Source organism: Verrucomicrobium spinosum DSM 4136 = JCM 18804 (assembly GCF_000172155.1).
In the GTDB taxonomy this organism is placed as follows: domain Bacteria; phylum Verrucomicrobiota; class Verrucomicrobiia; order Verrucomicrobiales; family Verrucomicrobiaceae; genus Verrucomicrobium; species Verrucomicrobium spinosum.
In genome coordinates, this window is the sequence record NZ_ABIZ01000001.1 from 8,067,691 (window position 1) to 8,083,624 (window position 15,934).

Annotated in this window: 11 protein-coding genes; 4 read left to right on the forward strand and 7 right to left on the reverse strand. The window is 62.2% G+C overall.

Translation table 11 applies throughout. The annotated features are described in order from the left end of the window. Positions 1-197: 197 nt before the first annotated feature. The 3 genes from VSP_RS40425 to VSP_RS32515 are packed head-to-tail and all read left to right on the forward strand — an operon-like array spanning position 198 to position 4,273. Positions 198-1,871, forward strand: a complete 1,674-nt coding sequence (locus VSP_RS40425) for a serine/threonine-protein kinase (protein ID WP_009966013.1) — start codon at positions 198-200, stop codon at positions 1,869-1,871. Positions 1,872-1,904: 33 nt separating this feature from the next. Continuing rightward, positions 1,905-3,362: a glycosyltransferase family 4 protein gene (locus VSP_RS32510; RefSeq protein ID WP_009966014.1), complete on the forward strand. Its 1,458-nt coding sequence runs from the start codon at positions 1,905-1,907 to the stop codon at positions 3,360-3,362. After that, positions 3,359-4,273: a polysaccharide pyruvyl transferase family protein gene (locus tag VSP_RS32515; RefSeq protein ID WP_009966016.1), complete on the forward strand. Its 915-nt coding sequence runs from the start codon at positions 3,359-3,361 to the stop codon at positions 4,271-4,273. Before VSP_RS32510 ends, VSP_RS32515 begins: the two co-directional genes overlap by 4 nt. A 1,624-nt stretch (positions 4,274-5,897) precedes the next feature. Here the strand turns inward: VSP_RS32515 and VSP_RS32520 are convergent. From VSP_RS32520 to VSP_RS40430, 3 genes are all read right to left on the reverse strand, one after another. After that, the gene (locus VSP_RS32520) at positions 5,898-6,911 is read right to left on the reverse strand and encodes a ThuA domain-containing protein (protein ID WP_009966017.1); all 1,014 of its coding nucleotides are present in this window, start codon (positions 6,909-6,911) and stop codon (positions 5,898-5,900) included. 163 nt (positions 6,912-7,074) lie between these two features. Then, a complete protein-coding gene (locus VSP_RS32525) occupies positions 7,075-8,376 on the reverse strand; it encodes a DUF1501 domain-containing protein (protein WP_009966018.1) in 1,302 nt (433 codons plus the stop codon). A gap of 55 nt (positions 8,377-8,431) precedes the next feature. Beyond that, positions 8,432-10,756, reverse strand: a complete 2,325-nt coding sequence (locus VSP_RS40430) for a DUF1549 domain-containing protein (protein WP_009966020.1) — start codon at positions 10,754-10,756, stop codon at positions 8,432-8,434. Positions 10,757-11,151: 395 nt separating this feature from the next. On the opposite strand from VSP_RS40430, the gene VSP_RS32540 reads away from it, so the two are divergent. Further along, positions 11,152-11,904: an exodeoxyribonuclease III gene (locus VSP_RS32540; protein ID WP_009966022.1), complete on the forward strand. Its 753-nt coding sequence runs from the start codon at positions 11,152-11,154 to the stop codon at positions 11,902-11,904. Between the two features lie 619 nt (positions 11,905-12,523). On the opposite strand, the gene VSP_RS32545 is transcribed toward VSP_RS32540, so the two are convergent. From VSP_RS32545 to VSP_RS32560, 4 genes are all read right to left on the reverse strand, one after another. Continuing rightward, positions 12,524-13,861 (reverse strand): Gfo/Idh/MocA family protein, encoded by a 1,338-nt coding sequence (locus VSP_RS32545; protein ID WP_009966024.1) that lies wholly within the window; start codon positions 13,859-13,861, stop codon positions 12,524-12,526. A gap of 167 nt (positions 13,862-14,028) precedes the next feature. After that, the gene (locus VSP_RS32550) at positions 14,029-14,754 is read right to left on the reverse strand and encodes a DUF4013 domain-containing protein (RefSeq protein ID WP_009966025.1); all 726 of its coding nucleotides are present in this window, start codon (positions 14,752-14,754) and stop codon (positions 14,029-14,031) included. Between the two features lie 89 nt (positions 14,755-14,843). Further along, positions 14,844-15,359, reverse strand: coding sequence for a hypothetical protein (locus VSP_RS32555; protein ID WP_009966026.1), 516 nt, complete (start codon positions 15,357-15,359; stop codon positions 14,844-14,846). Between the two features lie 93 nt (positions 15,360-15,452). Then, entirely contained in the window at positions 15,453-15,914 is a 462-nt protein-coding gene (locus VSP_RS32560) for a DoxX-like family protein (protein WP_009966027.1), read from the reverse strand. Positions 15,915-15,934: the final 20 nt, after the last annotated feature.

A 15,934-nucleotide genomic window follows, 5' to 3' on the forward strand; every position in this document is an offset into this window, starting at 1 on the left:
CGTTCTCACGAACGCGATCCACAACTGACACTCATCTGCACGGGTTTCGCAGGTCATCCGGAGGGGATTTTCGCGGAGAAAACCCTTGTCTTCATCGGCAGGAATTCTAATTTCTCTGCCCAGTAATACAGCCACAGCACCGCGGGCATCCCTGTCCCGCATGGCTGCCCGCCCGGCGGGCGGTGTTTCCTCTCGTCATGAACCTAGACCTACAGGACGCGGACGACCCATTCCGACTAGGCAGATTCGAGCCCCCTCCGATCGAGGAGCTCAACGGATTGATCCCGGACTTCGAGTTTGTCAGCTTGATCGACCGGGGCGGAATGGGGGCGGTATATCAGGCCAGGCAGAAAGCTCTGGGCCGCATGGTGGCAGTGAAATTGCTGCCCCCCGCCCTGCGCAACCGCCGCGTCTTCGCAGAGCGTTTCCTGCGTGAGGCCCGCATCCTGGCGAAGCTGAGCCACCGGCACATCGTCTCCATCTACGACTATGGCGAGATCCCCGGCGGCGGCAGCATGTTCTACGCGATGGAGTACGTGAAGGGGACGAATCTGCGCCACCTCATGCGCAAGGGGGAGATGACACCCAGGCAGATGCTCACCATCGTGACCCAGATTTGCGATGCGCTCCAGTACTCCCACCACAAGGGCGTCATTCATCGGGACGTCAAACCCGCCAACATCCTCATCGACGAACAGGGAAATGTGAAGGTGGCGGATTTCGGGCTGGCCAAGAAACTCGGGCTGGATGCCGACGGGCAGGGTCTCACCTCCGCCAGTGATGCCCTGGGCACGCCAGACTACATCGCGCCAGAGGCGATGACTCGAGACCAGCATGTGGACCACCGTGCCGACATCTACTCCCTGGGGGTGATGCTCTATGAAATGCTCACTGGCAGCGTGCCCCGCGGTGTAGGCTGGGATCCGCCCTCCCGTGCTGCCGGAGCAGATGCGCGACTGGATGGGGTGGTCCGCAAGGCACTCCAGACCAACCCCAACAGACGCTTCCAGCAGGTGAGCGATGTAACGCGGGCCCTGGAAGGCGTGCTGAAAACCGGCCCCATCAAGCAGGCGGACCGCGGGCCTTTTTCCCGGGTGGATGCGGGTGCGGTGACCCGGCCTTACTCGCACCTGCTCGCACCCGGCCCGCTGCCACCCGTCCACCGCCGCGTCAAGGCATGGGGTGGCGGCGTGATCGCGCTCTTCATGCTCATCGCCAGCGGGAAACTAGCCATGGATGGCAAGCTCATGCAGTTCTTCTCCCCCGGGCCCACTCCCATGCCCTTCCAGCCGGAGGACACTGCTGCGCCTCCTCCGGCGAGCATGCAGGCCCGGCAGCGATCCCTGGCGGAGTGGGTCATCAACCACGGCGGGATGGTCAACATCACCCCCGCAACCTCCAAAGTCAGCCTGAAGCCTGATGCCTCCAGTCTGGAAACACCAGTCGGCCGCCCGATGGGGGACAGGGCTGACATCCGCGACACCGCCAACCTCCCCAAGGGCGAATTCGAAGTCTGGCGGGTGAGCGTGGCACAGTGCGACAAGTTCAACGACGAAGATATGGCCGCGCTGATCAGGCACAGCGAGCATGTTGACACCCTCAACAATCTCAATCTGCACGGCGCGCAGATCTCTCCCTCCAGCCTCGCGCTCCTCATCAAGGTGGCCCCTCACCTGACCCATCTGCGCCTGACCAACACCATGGCGTTTACCGAGGACAGCGTTCATTTCTTGAAGGCGTGCACCAACCTCACGCATCTTTTTATCACTACTTCCGAGTCGGATCCCATGAATCTGGACGTAGCTGAAGACATGCGATTGGTACAGAAGTTGCAGGAATTTCTGCCAAACTGCCGCATTGCTGTGGAGTAACCGAAGTTCCTGAAGTACAATACCTCAGCCCAGATGAAGAACGCCAACCACCTACTAACCGAGGGTCGTCGTGTCCGTCGCCCGGCCCTGCCCGCCAAACTAAAAGCACGTGCGATCACCCTGCCCCTGCCGCAGAAGACGCCCGGTGCCAGCACCCCGACCCCGCTCCATGCAGCGATGCCGACGGTGATGGCGGTGGTGCCCAGTGGCACCAGTTTTTTCCGCAGGTTGTTCTCCTTCGGCTCCACGCCCAAGGCCATGCTGAGCATCGGGGCAGTCCGCTCCAGCGCCCACGGCAAGAAAGGCCGCGTCCTCTGGATCGGTGATGCCGTGGTCCCCACCGGCTTCGGCACCGTGACCCACTCCATGCTGGAGCATCTCTGCCAGGACTGGGACGTGGTGGTCTCCGGTGTGAACTACAACGGCAGCCCCCACTCCCACCCCTACACCATCCTGCCCGCCTGTCAGGGCGGCGACATGTGGGGCATCGATCATTTCCGCGAACTCTGCGCCCGGCACAAGCCGGACGCCGTCATCATCAACAATGACTGGTGGAACGTCGCAGCCTTCCTCAGGGAGGCCCCGGCTGGCGTGCCCGTCATTGCCTACATGCCTGTTGACGGCGCGAACCTCAACCCCGCCGTGGTCCCGCAGCTCAACCAGCTGGCCGCAGCTGTGTGGTACACCAGCTTCGGCCACCGCGAGGCGGTGAACGCCGGGTTCCGCGGCCCCCGGCATATCATCCCCCACGGCCTGGACACCCGCCGGTTCCGCCCGGTGGACCGCAGCGTCGCGCGTCGCCTCCTTGAGCTTCCCGTGCCGGAGAACGCCTTCATCGTGGGCAACGTCAACCGCAACCAGCCTCGCAAGCGGCTGGATCTGACCCTCCAATACTTCGCCCACTGGGTGCAGCAGCACCAGGTGCCGGATGCGTACCTGCTCCTGCATTGCGCCAAGCAGGACGTCGGCTGGGATCTGGACAGCGTGGCCCGCTACTACGGAATCGGCAACCGCCTCCTCTTCACCGGCGGCGGACATATCCGGGAGAGCGTTGACTCCTCAATGCTGCCGCTCATCTACAGCGCCATGGACGTCCAGGTCTCCACCACGCTCGGCGAGGGCTGGGGACTCACCACCATGGAGGGCATGGCCTGCGGCGTGCCCCAGATCGTGCCCGACTGGGCCGCCCTGGGCGAGTGGGCCACCCCTGCCGTCAAGGTACCCTGCCCCACCACCCTCGTGCATCCGGAGATCAACACCGTGGGTGCTGTGGCCGACAAGGACGCCTTCGTCACCTCCCTCCAGAGCCTCTACGCCGATGCCGACCGTCGTGGCCAGCTCTCCCAGCAGAGCCTGCGTTTTGCGCGCCAGAGCCGTTTCCACTGGGACGTCATCGCGCAGCAGATGGAGAAGGTGCTGGAACAGGTCATTCAGTCCAGAGCGAGGAAATCACCCCCGGCCTCACGACGTCGCGCCCTGGCGCTCGCATGAAGATCGCGTTTGTAGGAGCCTCCGGGTACGGCAATGTCGGGGACGACACGTACCCTCTCGTGTTTCAGGAGCAGTTCCGCGGTGCGGAGCTGCTCTTCTTCAACTCTGACCTCCCCGCGGAGATGCCCTCCGACCTGGACCTCGTCGTCCTGGGTGGGGGCGGCATCATCTACAACTCCGCCACCCACGACGAGTCGCCCTCCCCGCACTTCCGCTGCATGCAGTTCTACATGGACCATGCCATCGCCAGCGGCACCCCCTGGGGCTTCCTGTCCTGCGGGCTCCAGCTCCGCGCCCGCCGGGACGAGTACTTCCGCACCGACCTCGCCCCCTGGGTCCCCTATCTGCAGCAGGCAGACTTCATCACCGTCCGCTCCCCGGAATGCGTCCAGAAGATCCAGGACATTACTGGACGTAAGGACGGCGTCTCATTCTTTCCCGATGCCGCCTACCTCTACCGTACCCATGCTCCAGCCCCCCCGGCAGGTGGACGCCCCATGCTGACCGTCGTGCCCGCCGGCGTGATCAACCCCCACAACCAGCACAACCAGCACATGGTGCGGCTGGCCCGGTCCTTGGACTACGAAGTGGTCTGGATGAGCATGGGCGCCCCGGTGGATGACGGCACCCACCTCGACAACGCACAACTCCTCGACCCCACCGTGCGGATCATCAGGAGGCCCGGTCCCGCCGCGGCGTACGCCCAGATCGGTGCCTCCCGCCTCGTCTTCACCGGTCGCTATCACGGCATGATCTTCGCCCGCGCCCAAGGCATCCCTTTTTACGTGTCCGAAGACGCCCCCTACAAGATCCGCATGGAGGATCTGCAGGCCGATCCGGCTGATGCGCAGGGGCACGTGGAGACATTGAAGGCAGCGATGGAGCGGGTGCAATCGGGCGCGAAGAAATGAGAAATGAAGTGGCGCGGCAAGCCGCCGGTGCTCCAAGACGCTTCGCGACGATGCACGCGCTGGAGCACAGAACACCCATCAACTGCCGGCCCCCTCCGCCCCCCTGACGCCCTGTAGGGCAAGCGCCCCGCTTGCCGCGTGCGGCCCCCTGACTGAGGCAACCGAGGCGGTCGCCCTACAACCCAAGGTCTTCGCCAACCGGTAAAGGAGGCGGGATCTCCGGTCCCGCTCAGTCAACCAACGACTGACCCCGCACCCGCTACAGACGGCCACCCATCTCATCACCCTGCATCCCTCACCTCCTCCGCTCCCCCGCGGGGCTGGGAACCCCCGCCTCCTGTAAGCTTCGTACCCTGCTCCCGCTCTCAAGGTTCTATCCCATCACCAGCGCTGCCAAAGCGGCGTCAAGCCGCCGTCACTCCAAGACGCTTCGCGACGATGCACACGCTGGAGCACAGAACGACCATCGACTGCCGGCCACCTCCGCCCACCTGACGCCCTGTAGGGCAAGCGCCCCGCTTGCCGAGTGCGGCCCCCTTGACTGAGGCAACCGAGGCGGTCGCCCTACAACCCAAGGTCTTCGCCAGCCGGTAACTGATCCCGCACCCGCTACAGACGGCCACCCATCTCATCACCCTGCATCCCTCACCTCCTTCGCTCCCCCGCGGGGCTGGGAACCCCCGCCTCCTGTAAGCTTCCCGCCCTGCTCACACCCCAAGGTTCTATCCCATCACAGGCACTGCCAAAGCGGCGTCAAGCCGCCGTCACTCCAAGACGCTTCGCGACGATGCACACGCTGGAGCACAGAACGACCATCGACTGCCGGCCACCTCCGCCCCCTCGACGCCCTGTAGGGCAAGCGCCCCGCTTGCCGCGTGCGGCCCCCTTGACTGAGGCAACCGAGGCGGTCGCCCTACAACCCAAGGTCTTCGCCAGCCGGTAACTGATCCCGCACCCGCTACAGACGGCCACCCATCTCATCACCCTGCATCCCTCACCTCCTTCGCTCCCCCGCGGGGCTGGGAACCCCCGCCTCCTGTAAGCTTCGTACCCTGCTCCCGCTCTCAAGGTTCTATCCCATCACCAGCGCTGCCAAAGCGGCGTCAAGCCGCCGTCACTCCAAGACGCTTCGCGACGATGCACACGCTGGAGCACAGAACGACCATCGACTGCCGGCCACCTCCGCCCCCTCGACGCCCTGTAGGGCAAGCGCCCCGCTTGCCGCGTGCGGCCCCCTTGACTGAGGCAACCGAGGCGGTCGCCCTACAACCCAAGGTCTTCGCCAGCCGGTAAAGGAGGCGGGATCTCCGGTCCCGCTCAGTCAACCAACGACTGATCCCGCACCCGCTACAGACGGCCACCCATCTCATCACCCTGCATCTCTCACCTCCTCCGCTCCCCTGCGGGGCTGGGAACCCCCGCCTCCTGTGAGCTTCGCACCCTGCTCCCGCTCTCAAGGTTCTATCCCATCACCAGCGCTGCCAAAGAGCCGGGACGGCTCTTCTGCATTCCAATCCCCCATTACTCCCCTCCTCCATCCCCCGCCCCACCACAAAAAAGAGCGCACCCTTCCAGGTGCGCCCTCACAGTAAGTTCTATCAAACGACTCGCCTGCTCCCTCCGCTTACTTCGCATCCGGATTCGGCTCTGCACTGCCCTCGGCCAGGCCGAGGGCCCACTTGATGCCGCCAAGGATGTGGGCCTGGTACTGCTGGGCCAGCTCCACGGAGTTTACGCGGCCTTTCATCTCCGGATCGGCGCTCCAGAGGTCCTCACGATGGCCGAGGGAGGTGTAGAACACGTTGCCTTGGCCGGCTTTACGAGCCCAGGCCACGGGGAAGAAGCCAGTCTCCTCCGTCTTGTTTGGGTGGTGGCGCATATGCCAGAGGGAGCGGATCTTGCTGCGGTCCTGGCTCTTGATAAGGTACATCTCCTCCTGCTTCAGGTTCCAGGTCTCACCGATGCCAGCGTTGGCCGGGTGCTTGGTGTCGGCGGCTACAAGGTCTGCGGGGACCTGGGCACCGTGACCGGCGAACTCACCCTGGAGCATGCCGATGTAGCCGGTGAACTTGTGGAAGGTATCGCTGGCAGAGTGCATGCCGATGAAGGCGTGGCCTTCTTCGATCCACTTGATGAAACCTTCCGGATCAGGCAGCGGGAGATCGCCGGTGGTATTGGCGAAGATGACGCCATCGATGCCCTTGGCCTTGAGGTTCTCAGGGCTCAGCTTGGCCAGGGCGGCCTTCATCTGGGTGTCGAAGTCTGCCTGTGCGGCCTTGGCCTGGGCCTCGACCTCCGGCGTCCACTTGGCCATGGCGGCCTCATAGGCCTTGATTTCCTTGTCGTACTTCTCCCTGGCCTTCGTGTCGGCGTCCGAGGCCAGGTCCTTGGGCTTGTTGGGCTTCTTCGGCACCTGGACTTCCGGCTGCTTGCAGGTGTCCACAATGGTGTAGGCCTTGGAACTCTCTGCGAGCTGGGCCAATGTCTTTTCCGCGAAGGGGATGGAGCTGTGGCGGAAGCCGGTGGTGGTGGTCACCAGGATGACTTTCTTGGCCTCAGCAGCATGGCTGGTGACCGGCATAAGCCCGGCGGCTGCAGCCAGGATGGCCAGAGTCCAGGAGAAGGTGCGACGTTTCATAAGGTGCGTGGGTGAGTTAGGTGCTCTGAAAGGTGATTGCGACAAGGGCGGAGTTTAACGTCCCAGCCAGCGGCTTTGAATCACAGAAACCAAAAAACCACGGCCACCCAACAGGATGGTCCGTGGTTTTTTGAACAGAGCAGACACCGTCGTGAGGCGGTCCTCAGCCAAAGATGCCCGTGATGGGCTGCCCTTTGTCCGCCACCGTGAAGGGGCGCTTGCTCGGGGAGTAGATCACCTGGTCCAGGGGCAGGCCCAGCGCGTAGCCGATAGTGGCGTTCACATCCGGGATCTCGATCTTGTTCTCTGCCACCTCGCGACCTTCCGCGTCGGACTTTCCATATGTCATGCCGCCCTGGATGCCGCCGCCAGCCATGATGCCGGAGAAGACCTTCGGGTAGTGATCGCGACCCACGTTCTGGTTGATGGTCGGCGTGCGGCCGAACTCAGACATCAGCACCACCAGCGTCTCCTTCAGGAGGCCGCGGGCGTTCAGGTCGGCGAGCAGGGAGGAGAGACCCTTGTCGAGGGTCTCGCACAGTTCCGGCACCCGGACGAAGTTGGCCGTGTGAGTGTCCCAACCGCCCAGCGACACTTCCACAAAACGCACGCCGCGCTCCACCAGACGGCGGGCGAGCAGACAGCCCTGGCCGAAGGCCTCGGAGCCATAAGCCTTGCGCAAATCCTCGGGCTCCTCCGTGAGGTCGAAGGCCTTCAGATCCTCGCTCTTCATCATGGAGATGGCGTTGTCGTACATGTCCGAGTACGCCTTCACATTCCGGTGCGGGAAGGTACTGCGGAACTCCTTGTCCAGATCGTCCGCCAGGGACATGCGGGAGGCAAAGCGCTCCTCCGTGAGGTTGCGCTGGATTTGGACGTTCTTCAGCCCCGCCTCCGGATTGCCCACGAAGAGCGGATTGTTGCCCGCCGGGAAGAAGCCAGCACCGGGATGGCGGCTGTCATTGCCCACGTACACATAGTTGGGCAGAGTGCTGTTGCCACCGCCCTGAAAGACGTTCAGCCACGCGCCCATGCCGGGGTGGCGGATGGTGCCCCGCAGCGTGTAGCTGGTGTGCATGAAGTAGTTGCCCTGCTCATGCGCCCCCTGCGTGGAGGTGATGGAGTTCAGCACGGCCACATGATGCATCTGCTGTGCCGTGAGCGGCAGGTACTCGGAAACACGCAAGCCATCCGCGCTGGTCTTGATCGGCTTGGTGGGACCGGCGGTTTCCACCCCTTCTTTCGGATCCCACGTGTCCAGATGGCTCTGCCCACCAGACATGTACAGGTAGATCACGTTCTTGGCCGTGGCCACCTGCTTGAGCTTGGACGATCCCTCAAAGGCGGCGTGCGCCTGGGGGGTGAAGACCTCCGGCAGCAGACCCACCCCGAGGAGGGAGCTCGCCGTGCGGGCAACAAACTGGCGACGATTGATCTCGTCTGAGCGAAGCAGTCGGTTATTCATGGTAGCGGGTGCGCTTGATTAAACGGGCGGGTGAGGAAATAAACTGACGAAATACTTACTGGATGAAAATGAACTGCTGGGTGTTGATCAGCGCGTAGATGAGGTCTTCCATCGTGTTAAGACCTTTGTCCTGGGCCTTGCTCCAGACTTCCCGCTCCTTCGGCGTGGGCTTGCGGGAGAGCAGCGTCATGTACGCGGCATCCACCTTGTCATCGGGATACGGGGCTTTGTTGATGGTCAGCATCAGCTGGGAGTACTGGTCCATGATCTGCGGCAGGAGCGGGCTGTTCATCATCGCCAGCGCCTGGGGCACGGAGGCATCATAGTTGGCGTTCTCGATCGTCTCACGGTCGCTCTGGCCGAACTCACGCAGGTAGTGCCCACGCGGGGCGGGGGAGTCGATCTCCGCCGAGCGTAACCACTGGCGCATCTGGGCCACGCGGGACTTCGCATAGTCGCGCACCTTTTTCTCTGGGATGCCGTAGTACCCAGCCTCGTCCAGCAGCACCTTCTGCTGGGCCTCGCGCTCCTCGCGGATTTGCTCATCCGTCTTGGGTGCCTTGTCATAGCCGGGGATGAGCACCTTGGTATCGATGCCCATGCTGGCTTCCATCGGATTCATGGCCATCATGGAGCTTGCCCCATCCGCCATAGCTGGTCCGGTGGGAGCAGCGGCACCGTCCACGGCGGCCAGCGTCGCGGAGGCCTCGGGGGTCGCCGTCTTGCCGCTCACATTGGAGGCCAGCTTGCGCATGGCCGGGACGACGATGTTCGTGTTCACGGACTGACGGGCGACCCGTTGCAGTTCGTTGGATTCGCGGCCCAGTTCACGGGCTTTCTCTTTGTCACCATCAGCACGGGCCTGGGCGATCAGCTTCTGTAGCTCCGTGAGCTTGGTGGATTGTTCCTTGAACTTCTGGCCGGCCACTTCGGCCCCCTTCAACATCTCTTCAGGCGTCAGGGTGTCCAGCGAGTCGCTGTACTTCTTGGCCGCCGCGATGCGTTGCTCAGCCTGCTCGCGCACCGGCAGATTGGGCATGTCCGGCGTGGGATTGATGAGGGCTACGAAGGAATCCCACATCTGTTCAGCCGACATGCGGCGCAGGACGGGACCGGTAAAGTGATAGGGCATGCCAGCGGGGATCTCCTCACGGGTCACGGCGCTCTGATAGGCGCGGGTGTTGAAGAGCGTCCGCAGGTAGGCCTTCATGTCATAGTTCAGGCTCACCATCAGGCCCTCCAGGTGCTTCATCAGTTCCGGATTCATCGCCACAGTACTGTCCATGAGCTCATCCACGGGCTCAATGAGGCCCATGCCAAAGGTCTTTTTCCACAGCCGGTTTGCCACCACATTGGTGAAACGGGGGTTGTCCCGGGAGGTCATCCAGGTGGCATAAGCCTCCAGCTGGCCCTGGCCTTCCTTCTTTTCCACCGCCTTGCCCATCATCGAGGCAGGGGCCACAGCGGACTTGGGTTTGGCATCAGTGTACTGATAGTCATGCGGCAGGCGCAGCTCGCGACGCTCGTTGAAGCTGGCGTCCGTGTAGCGCACGGGGTCACGCAGACGGGTCAGCGCCTCATTCACATAGCGGGACTCTTTGCGATACTCTTCCCGCGCCTTGTTGGCGGCGTCTTTGCCGTGGGCTTTCTCGATGTCGCGGATGGCTTTTTCCCGGTCGCGCAGCAGATCGCGGACCCCCGTGAGAGCCCCGCCGTTGTAGTCATTGGCCTCCACCCCGTAGGTGAAGGCGGCCATTTCATAAAACTGCTTCTGTGACCACTTGTCGAAGGGGTGGTTGTGGCACTGGGCGCACTCCACACGTGTGCCCAGGAAGATGCGCACCGTGTTGGCCATGTTGTCCAGCGGCATGCCGCGGTCTCTCATGTAGTAGCCAATGGCCCCGTTCTCCCAGGAACGGCCCTGCGCGGAAACCATCTCCCGCACAAACTGGTCGTACGGCTTGTTCGTGCGCAGGCTGTCCTTGATGAAGCTCGTGTAGGCCGTGCCGGTGATCGCTCCCGCCTGGCCATTGCTCTGGGCCCGCAGCACATCCGCCCAGAAGTTGTAGAAGTGCTGCACATACCCTTCACCCGCCAGCAGGCGGTCGATGAGCTTCTGCCGCTTGGCCGGATCCTTTGAGTTGAGATACTCCTCCGTCTCACGGTAGGTCGGGATGCGGCCCACAATGTCCAAGTGGATGCGACGAACAAACATCTCGTCTGAAACCGGCTCATTGCCCTTGAGCTTGTTCTTCTGCCAGTCGGCCGCCAAAATGGCGTCAATCTGCGCCGCCGCCTTGAGAGGATCTGGCTTGGCGGCAGGCAGCGTTCCCGCCACGGCAAAGGCAAGAATAGCAAGGCAAGGCGTGAGCGTCTTCATCTTGGGCTTAAAAACGATGGATGTTTTTCTTTCTATCAGTAAGAACTATACGGTGTATGGAGCTCCAACGGAGGTGAATGGATCAGTCCGCCCTGTGATTTGATCGGCAAAAAAGGTCCTGTGCCTGATGGCGGGCGGCTTGCAGGCCGCGTGAGGAGACCGATGCTGCAGGCCATTCCGGCCGCGACCTCACGGAAAAGGCCGCACATTAAGTCCATGCAGCTGAGCAAGATCCACCATGGCTGCCGCAACGTATCCCCCCAATCCGGCAACATGCGCACCAAGGCAGAAGGGGTTGCGAGCCCGCCCGCCCTTGCCATGATAGCGGCTTTCCCCGGGTCTTTCCTGAACGGGAACCCTCCTTAAAATCCCCACACCCCTCACTTTTTTCTCCGATGAAACTCGTTTCCTGGAACGTCAACGGCATCCGCGCCTGCATGGACAAGGGTCTGCGCGAATACCTCACCGCCTGCGATGCCGACGTGATCTGTCTGCAGGAGGTGAAGGCCATGGAGGAGCAGGCCGGGCTGGAGTGGTTCAAGGACTATCAGGTCGTCTGGAACGCCGCCCAGAAGAAGGGCTACTCCGGCACGGCCATTCTCACCCGTCAGCCGATCAAGTCCCACGCCATCGGCATGGGCATCGATGAGCATGACAAGGAAGGCCGCGTCATCACCGTGGAGTTCCCCGACTACTACGTGGTGAACGTGTACACGCCCAACGCCCAGGCTGAGCTGGCCCGCCTGCCGTATCGCCTGCTTTGGGATGATGCTTTCCGCCTCTATCTCAAGAACCTAGAACAGACCAAGCCCGTGCTGGCCTGCGGTGACCTGAACGTCGCACACAACGAGATCGACATCGCCCGGCCCAAGGAAAACCGCTTCAGCCCCGGCTTCAGCGATCAGGAACGTGCCAGCTTCGGCAAGCTGCTGGAATCTGGCTTTGTGGATACCTTCCGCCACTTCGACTCCCGTCCCCATCAATACTCCTGGTGGAGCTACCGCGCCAATGCCCGCGGCAACAACGTGGGCTGGCGCATCGACTACTGGCTCGCCTCCCAAGGACTGAAGGACGGCCTGAAAAGCTCGATCATCCGCCCAGACATCCACGGGTCAGACCATTGCCCGGTGGAGCTGGTGATGGGGTGAGGTGCGGGGACTAGGGAGTGAGGGAGTATTGAGTGGGGGCCAAGCAGATTGCGACGCCGGAGCCCCCTCCCTTCAGCCTGCCCCAAGCTCCAACAGCCCCAGCGCCTCCCCCTCTGCCACGCCGCCCCCAACACCGGTCGTAGTTGTCCACGTAAGGAGGCACTAACTGAAGCTTCTACGGCTTGAATCTCGCGACCGAACTCCACCCGCCCAACGCTCCGCTCCCCACCGCCCAAGCGGACACTTTGGCCTCTTGATCCTCTGCCCGGCCTCGCCGCCAAAGACCGGGAAATTTGTGCCTCCTTACGTGGACAACTACACCGGCATTGGGAGTTGAGCCGAAGAGGGCAAGTCCCAGGCCCATTGGCCGCTGAGGCAGGCTGAAAAACTTGCTTGCTGCAAGGGTTGAACCAAATGCCCCGGTTCCAGCTCCCGCATCACCAAGCGTACCCAAGAGCCGGGACGGCTCTTCTACTTTGCCCGAGGCGTCACTTCCACGAACCCCTCCCACCACCGCCCCCCAACAAAAAACCGCCGGCACCTCATCGGCACCGGCGGTTCGAGTCCTTCACATCTCAGACTCTTAACTTCTAACCCATAACTCTTAACTCCCACCCCATCACACCTTCCACTCACCGCGGTAATCCCGCGTCAACCACTTGGGATCGCCACCGCTGACGATCTGGTTCTTGATGGGGTCCCACTTCAGGTTCGCACCGTAGTAGTAGCCGATGTTGAGCAGGTGGCAGGCGATGGCGCTGCTGGCACCGATACCCACGTCACACACAGGCTTCTGGCGGGACTTGATGCAGGCCAGGAAGTCCTGGATCTGGTCCTTGCTGTTGTACAGCTTCACCTTGGCGTTGGTGAGAAACTCACGCTCCATCAGAGTGTACTCACGCTGGAGGGAGGTGCCCTTGTCGAGATCCTTGTCCCAGAACTTGGCCTTGGTCTTGCCGCCGAGCACGAGCTCGAACTTGCCGCGGTTCACGTGCACCTCCCCTTCGGTACCGAAGAAGCTGCACCCCTTGCCGGTCACGTGGTTGAGGATCACGCCGTTCGCATACACGAGCTGGCCACCCTTCTGGGCGGTCTGCCAGTCGGCCGGCGGACGCAGTTCCACCGGGCCGTTCTCATCCATGCCGAGGCCCCACTGGGCAATGTCGATGTGGTGGGCACCCCAGTCGGTCACCATACCGCCGCCATACTCACGGGAGTAGCGCCAGCCCATGGGGAAATTCTTGGAGACACCACGGGGGCTGAGCTCCGAGTTGTACGGACGAACCGGAGCTGGCCCAAGCCAGCGGTCCCAGTCGAGACCGGGCTCCAGGGGCTCCTCGGGCAGGGCGCAGGGCTTGGCCGGGCCGCCGAAGGAGGTGTCCACCGTCTTGATCTCTCCGATGACGCCGTTGCGCACCAGTTCACAGGCGATGCGGAACTCCGCGCTGCTACGCTGCATCGAGCCGGTCTGGAGGATCCGGTTGTTCTTCCGCACCGTGTCCACCAGGGTGACGGCCTCGTGGATGTTGTGGGTCAGCGGCTTTTCGCAGTACACGTCCTTGCCGTTGGTCACGGCGGAGAGGCTGATGATCGCATGCCAGTGGTCGGGCGTGGCGATGCAGACCGCGTTGATGTCCTTGTTCGTGGTGATCTCACGGAAGTCGTTCACCGCCTTGCAGCTGGTGTTGCCATAGGCTTTGTCCACCTTGGCCTTGGCGTCCTCGCGCCGGGTGGTGTCCACGTCGCAGACGGCGACCACCTGGACGTTCGGATACTGAAGGAAGCGGCTCAGGAGGCCCCCCATCTGCTTGCCCATGCCGATGAAACCCATGACGATGCGCTCATTGGGAGCGGCGTCCTGGGCCCAGGTGCGGCCGGGGATGAAAAACGGAGCGGCAACGCCGGCGGTCGCAGTCTGCAGGAAGCGACGACGGCTGGAGGAGGAAGGTGCGGACATGGAGACGGTGTAGATGAGTTGGTGAGGGGACAACCCTACGCTGGCCGGGGGGCGTTCTTGCATCCACACGCTGCCATTTCCCGCCCGCTCTGCCCCAGAAAGCAAGCGGGGCAGGCTTTTTCAGCCTGCCCCACGGGACTCTTGAAGATTTGTGTGCCTGGACTGGCTTATAGGACGGCCAGTTTCGGGCTCACTGGCACGGGCTCACCGCCGCGGCTCAGGTAGAGCTTGTAAACCTGCTTGCTCAGGTGCGTCCAGGAGAAGAACATCAGCGCCTGGGCCAGGAACATCCCGACGCAAAAGGCGAAGAACCCGATGAAGGTCAGCAAAGATCCCGCCACCAGCACGAACAGGGAGGCCATGAGAATCTCCTTCCACATCATGAGGGCGAACTTCTTGATGAAGTTGATGTCGAACGCCTGCACAAAGTCCTGCACCAGCGAGGCACGAATACTGAGCGGCATCATGATGAGGGAGAGCACCGCAAAGATGCCGAAGTACACCACCAGGGAGATGAGACTCATGATCAGGGCGAAGAACCCGCCTACGACCCCGTTGGAATCTGAGAGCAATGCGGTGAGGATCATGATGGGGATGAAGAACACCAGCCACAGCACCAGGCCGACGCCGATGCCGACCGCCGCCGTGGTGAGCATCGGCCACAGGCCGCGCTCCAGGTACTTGCCCAGTTGATTGAAATCAAAGTCCGGGAAGGTGACGAAGTCCTCGTCGTTCTGGCGCATGTAGAAGCCGGTGACCAGCCAGCCGGCCAGAACGATGAAACCAACGAGCGGGATGATGCTGGACACCAGGGCACACAGACCGGCGAAGATCAGGTTGGTGACCCACTTCGGGCTCTTGAAGAAGTCAGTGATGGATTCGACAAATTTCATGGCGGGATCGTGACGGGAAAACAGGTGTTGTTGACAGAGGGAGCGTGGGAACTGATGAGGGATGAGGCGGAAAAACTTTTTCAGGACCCTTACAGACCGGCCTCGTCCTTGGCGAGGGTGAGGTTGTCACTCAGGGCTCCCAGCGTGCGGTCAAACCCACGCTGCTTCACACGGAAGGCCTCTTCAGAGGGCGTCTCCTTGAGCCGCTCCAGATCGCGTTTGCAGTAGTCCAGCTGCAGCTTGAAGGAATCAATGCGCATTTTGAAATAATCCCGCGTGGTGATCGCAGCGCCGCTCTCCACGAGCACGTCGATCTCCGCTTCCATCGTGGCGATGGCCGATTGGGCCTTCTTCAGATATTCCTCCTTGCTCAGGCGAAGGTTGTCCTTCGTCCGCTCCCAGAGTTCTTTGCTTTTGATCTCTGTTTTGTTGGCCGCCTTGGACACTTCGCCAATCACCTTGTCGAGCATGTTCTTGGCTTTGTCCGCCGTGGTCTTGTCCACGAGGGGTTTGTCCTTTTCCTTCTCTTGGGCGTGGCCAGCAAGGGGCGCGCTCAAGGCGAGTGCAAGAAACGGGACGGCAAAAAGGGCGGGGAACGATTTCATGACAGGTGCGTGTAGCAGGTGACCGTGTGCAGTATCTACGCCGATTCTTGTGCATATTGGTCCCCTTTGCGACACGCAAAATGAAAAAAGGCTTCACCTTTCTTTCGTTGACGCGGGCAAACGCGGCCACCACCACACCAGTGCCGCACAATTAAAGAGGCACGCATCTTTGACCAGACCACCAAAAGGATCATGCAGAGCCTCTGGATGGCTCGTGATGACCAGCACCATGAGCACCAGCACGGCCAGCGTGGAGATCAGGGCCGCCGCACGCTCCCAGATGCCGCTCATGATGCCAAAGCCTGCCAGGATCATGGCCATCCCCAGCCAGTAGAGCGTCTGCTCTGGCGAGCCCCACCACCAGCCGCTGCGGCGCACCATTTCAAACTGAGTGGCGGAGGGATGCAGAATCTTCGGGATTAGCCCCTCCCAGACCCACACCAGCCCGATGGAAAAACGGGCTGAGGTCTTGATCCATTGCAAGCGGCGGAAGTCCCGCAGACTCACGGGCACAGTGACGGGTTCCGGATCGACGATGGCTTTGTGCATGTTCATGGTGTTGGAAAAAAGGTTGA

Bases quoted from the DNA above. Each gene is read 5' to 3' on its own strand.
- VSP_RS32540 (WP_009966022.1), top strand. From the start codon at position 11,152: ATGAAACTCGTTTCCTGGAACGTCAACGGCATCCGCGCCTGCATGGAC.
- VSP_RS32560 (WP_009966027.1), bottom strand. From the start codon at position 15,914: ATGAACATGCACAAAGCCATCGTCGATCCGGAACCCGTCACTGTGCCC.
- VSP_RS32555 (WP_009966026.1), bottom strand. From the start codon at position 15,359: ATGAAATCGTTCCCCGCCCTTTTTGCCGTCCCGTTTCTTGCACTCGCC.
- VSP_RS40425 (WP_009966013.1), top strand. From the start codon at position 198: ATGAACCTAGACCTACAGGACGCGGACGACCCATTCCGACTAGGCAGA.
- VSP_RS32550 (WP_009966025.1), bottom strand. From the start codon at position 14,754: ATGAAATTTGTCGAATCCATCACTGACTTCTTCAAGAGCCCGAAGTGG.
- VSP_RS32515 (WP_009966016.1), top strand. From the start codon at position 3,359: ATGAAGATCGCGTTTGTAGGAGCCTCCGGGTACGGCAATGTCGGGGAC.
- VSP_RS32520 (WP_009966017.1), bottom strand. From the start codon at position 6,911: ATGAAACGTCGCACCTTCTCCTGGACTCTGGCCATCCTGGCTGCAGCC.
- VSP_RS32545 (WP_009966024.1), bottom strand. From the start codon at position 13,861: ATGTCCGCACCTTCCTCCTCCAGCCGTCGTCGCTTCCTGCAGACTGCG.
- VSP_RS32510 (WP_009966014.1), top strand. From the start codon at position 1,905: ATGAAGAACGCCAACCACCTACTAACCGAGGGTCGTCGTGTCCGTCGC.
- VSP_RS40430 (WP_009966020.1), bottom strand. From the start codon at position 10,756: ATGAAGACGCTCACGCCTTGCCTTGCTATTCTTGCCTTTGCCGTGGCG.
- VSP_RS32525 (WP_009966018.1), bottom strand. From the start codon at position 8,376: ATGAATAACCGACTGCTTCGCTCAGACGAGATCAATCGTCGCCAGTTT.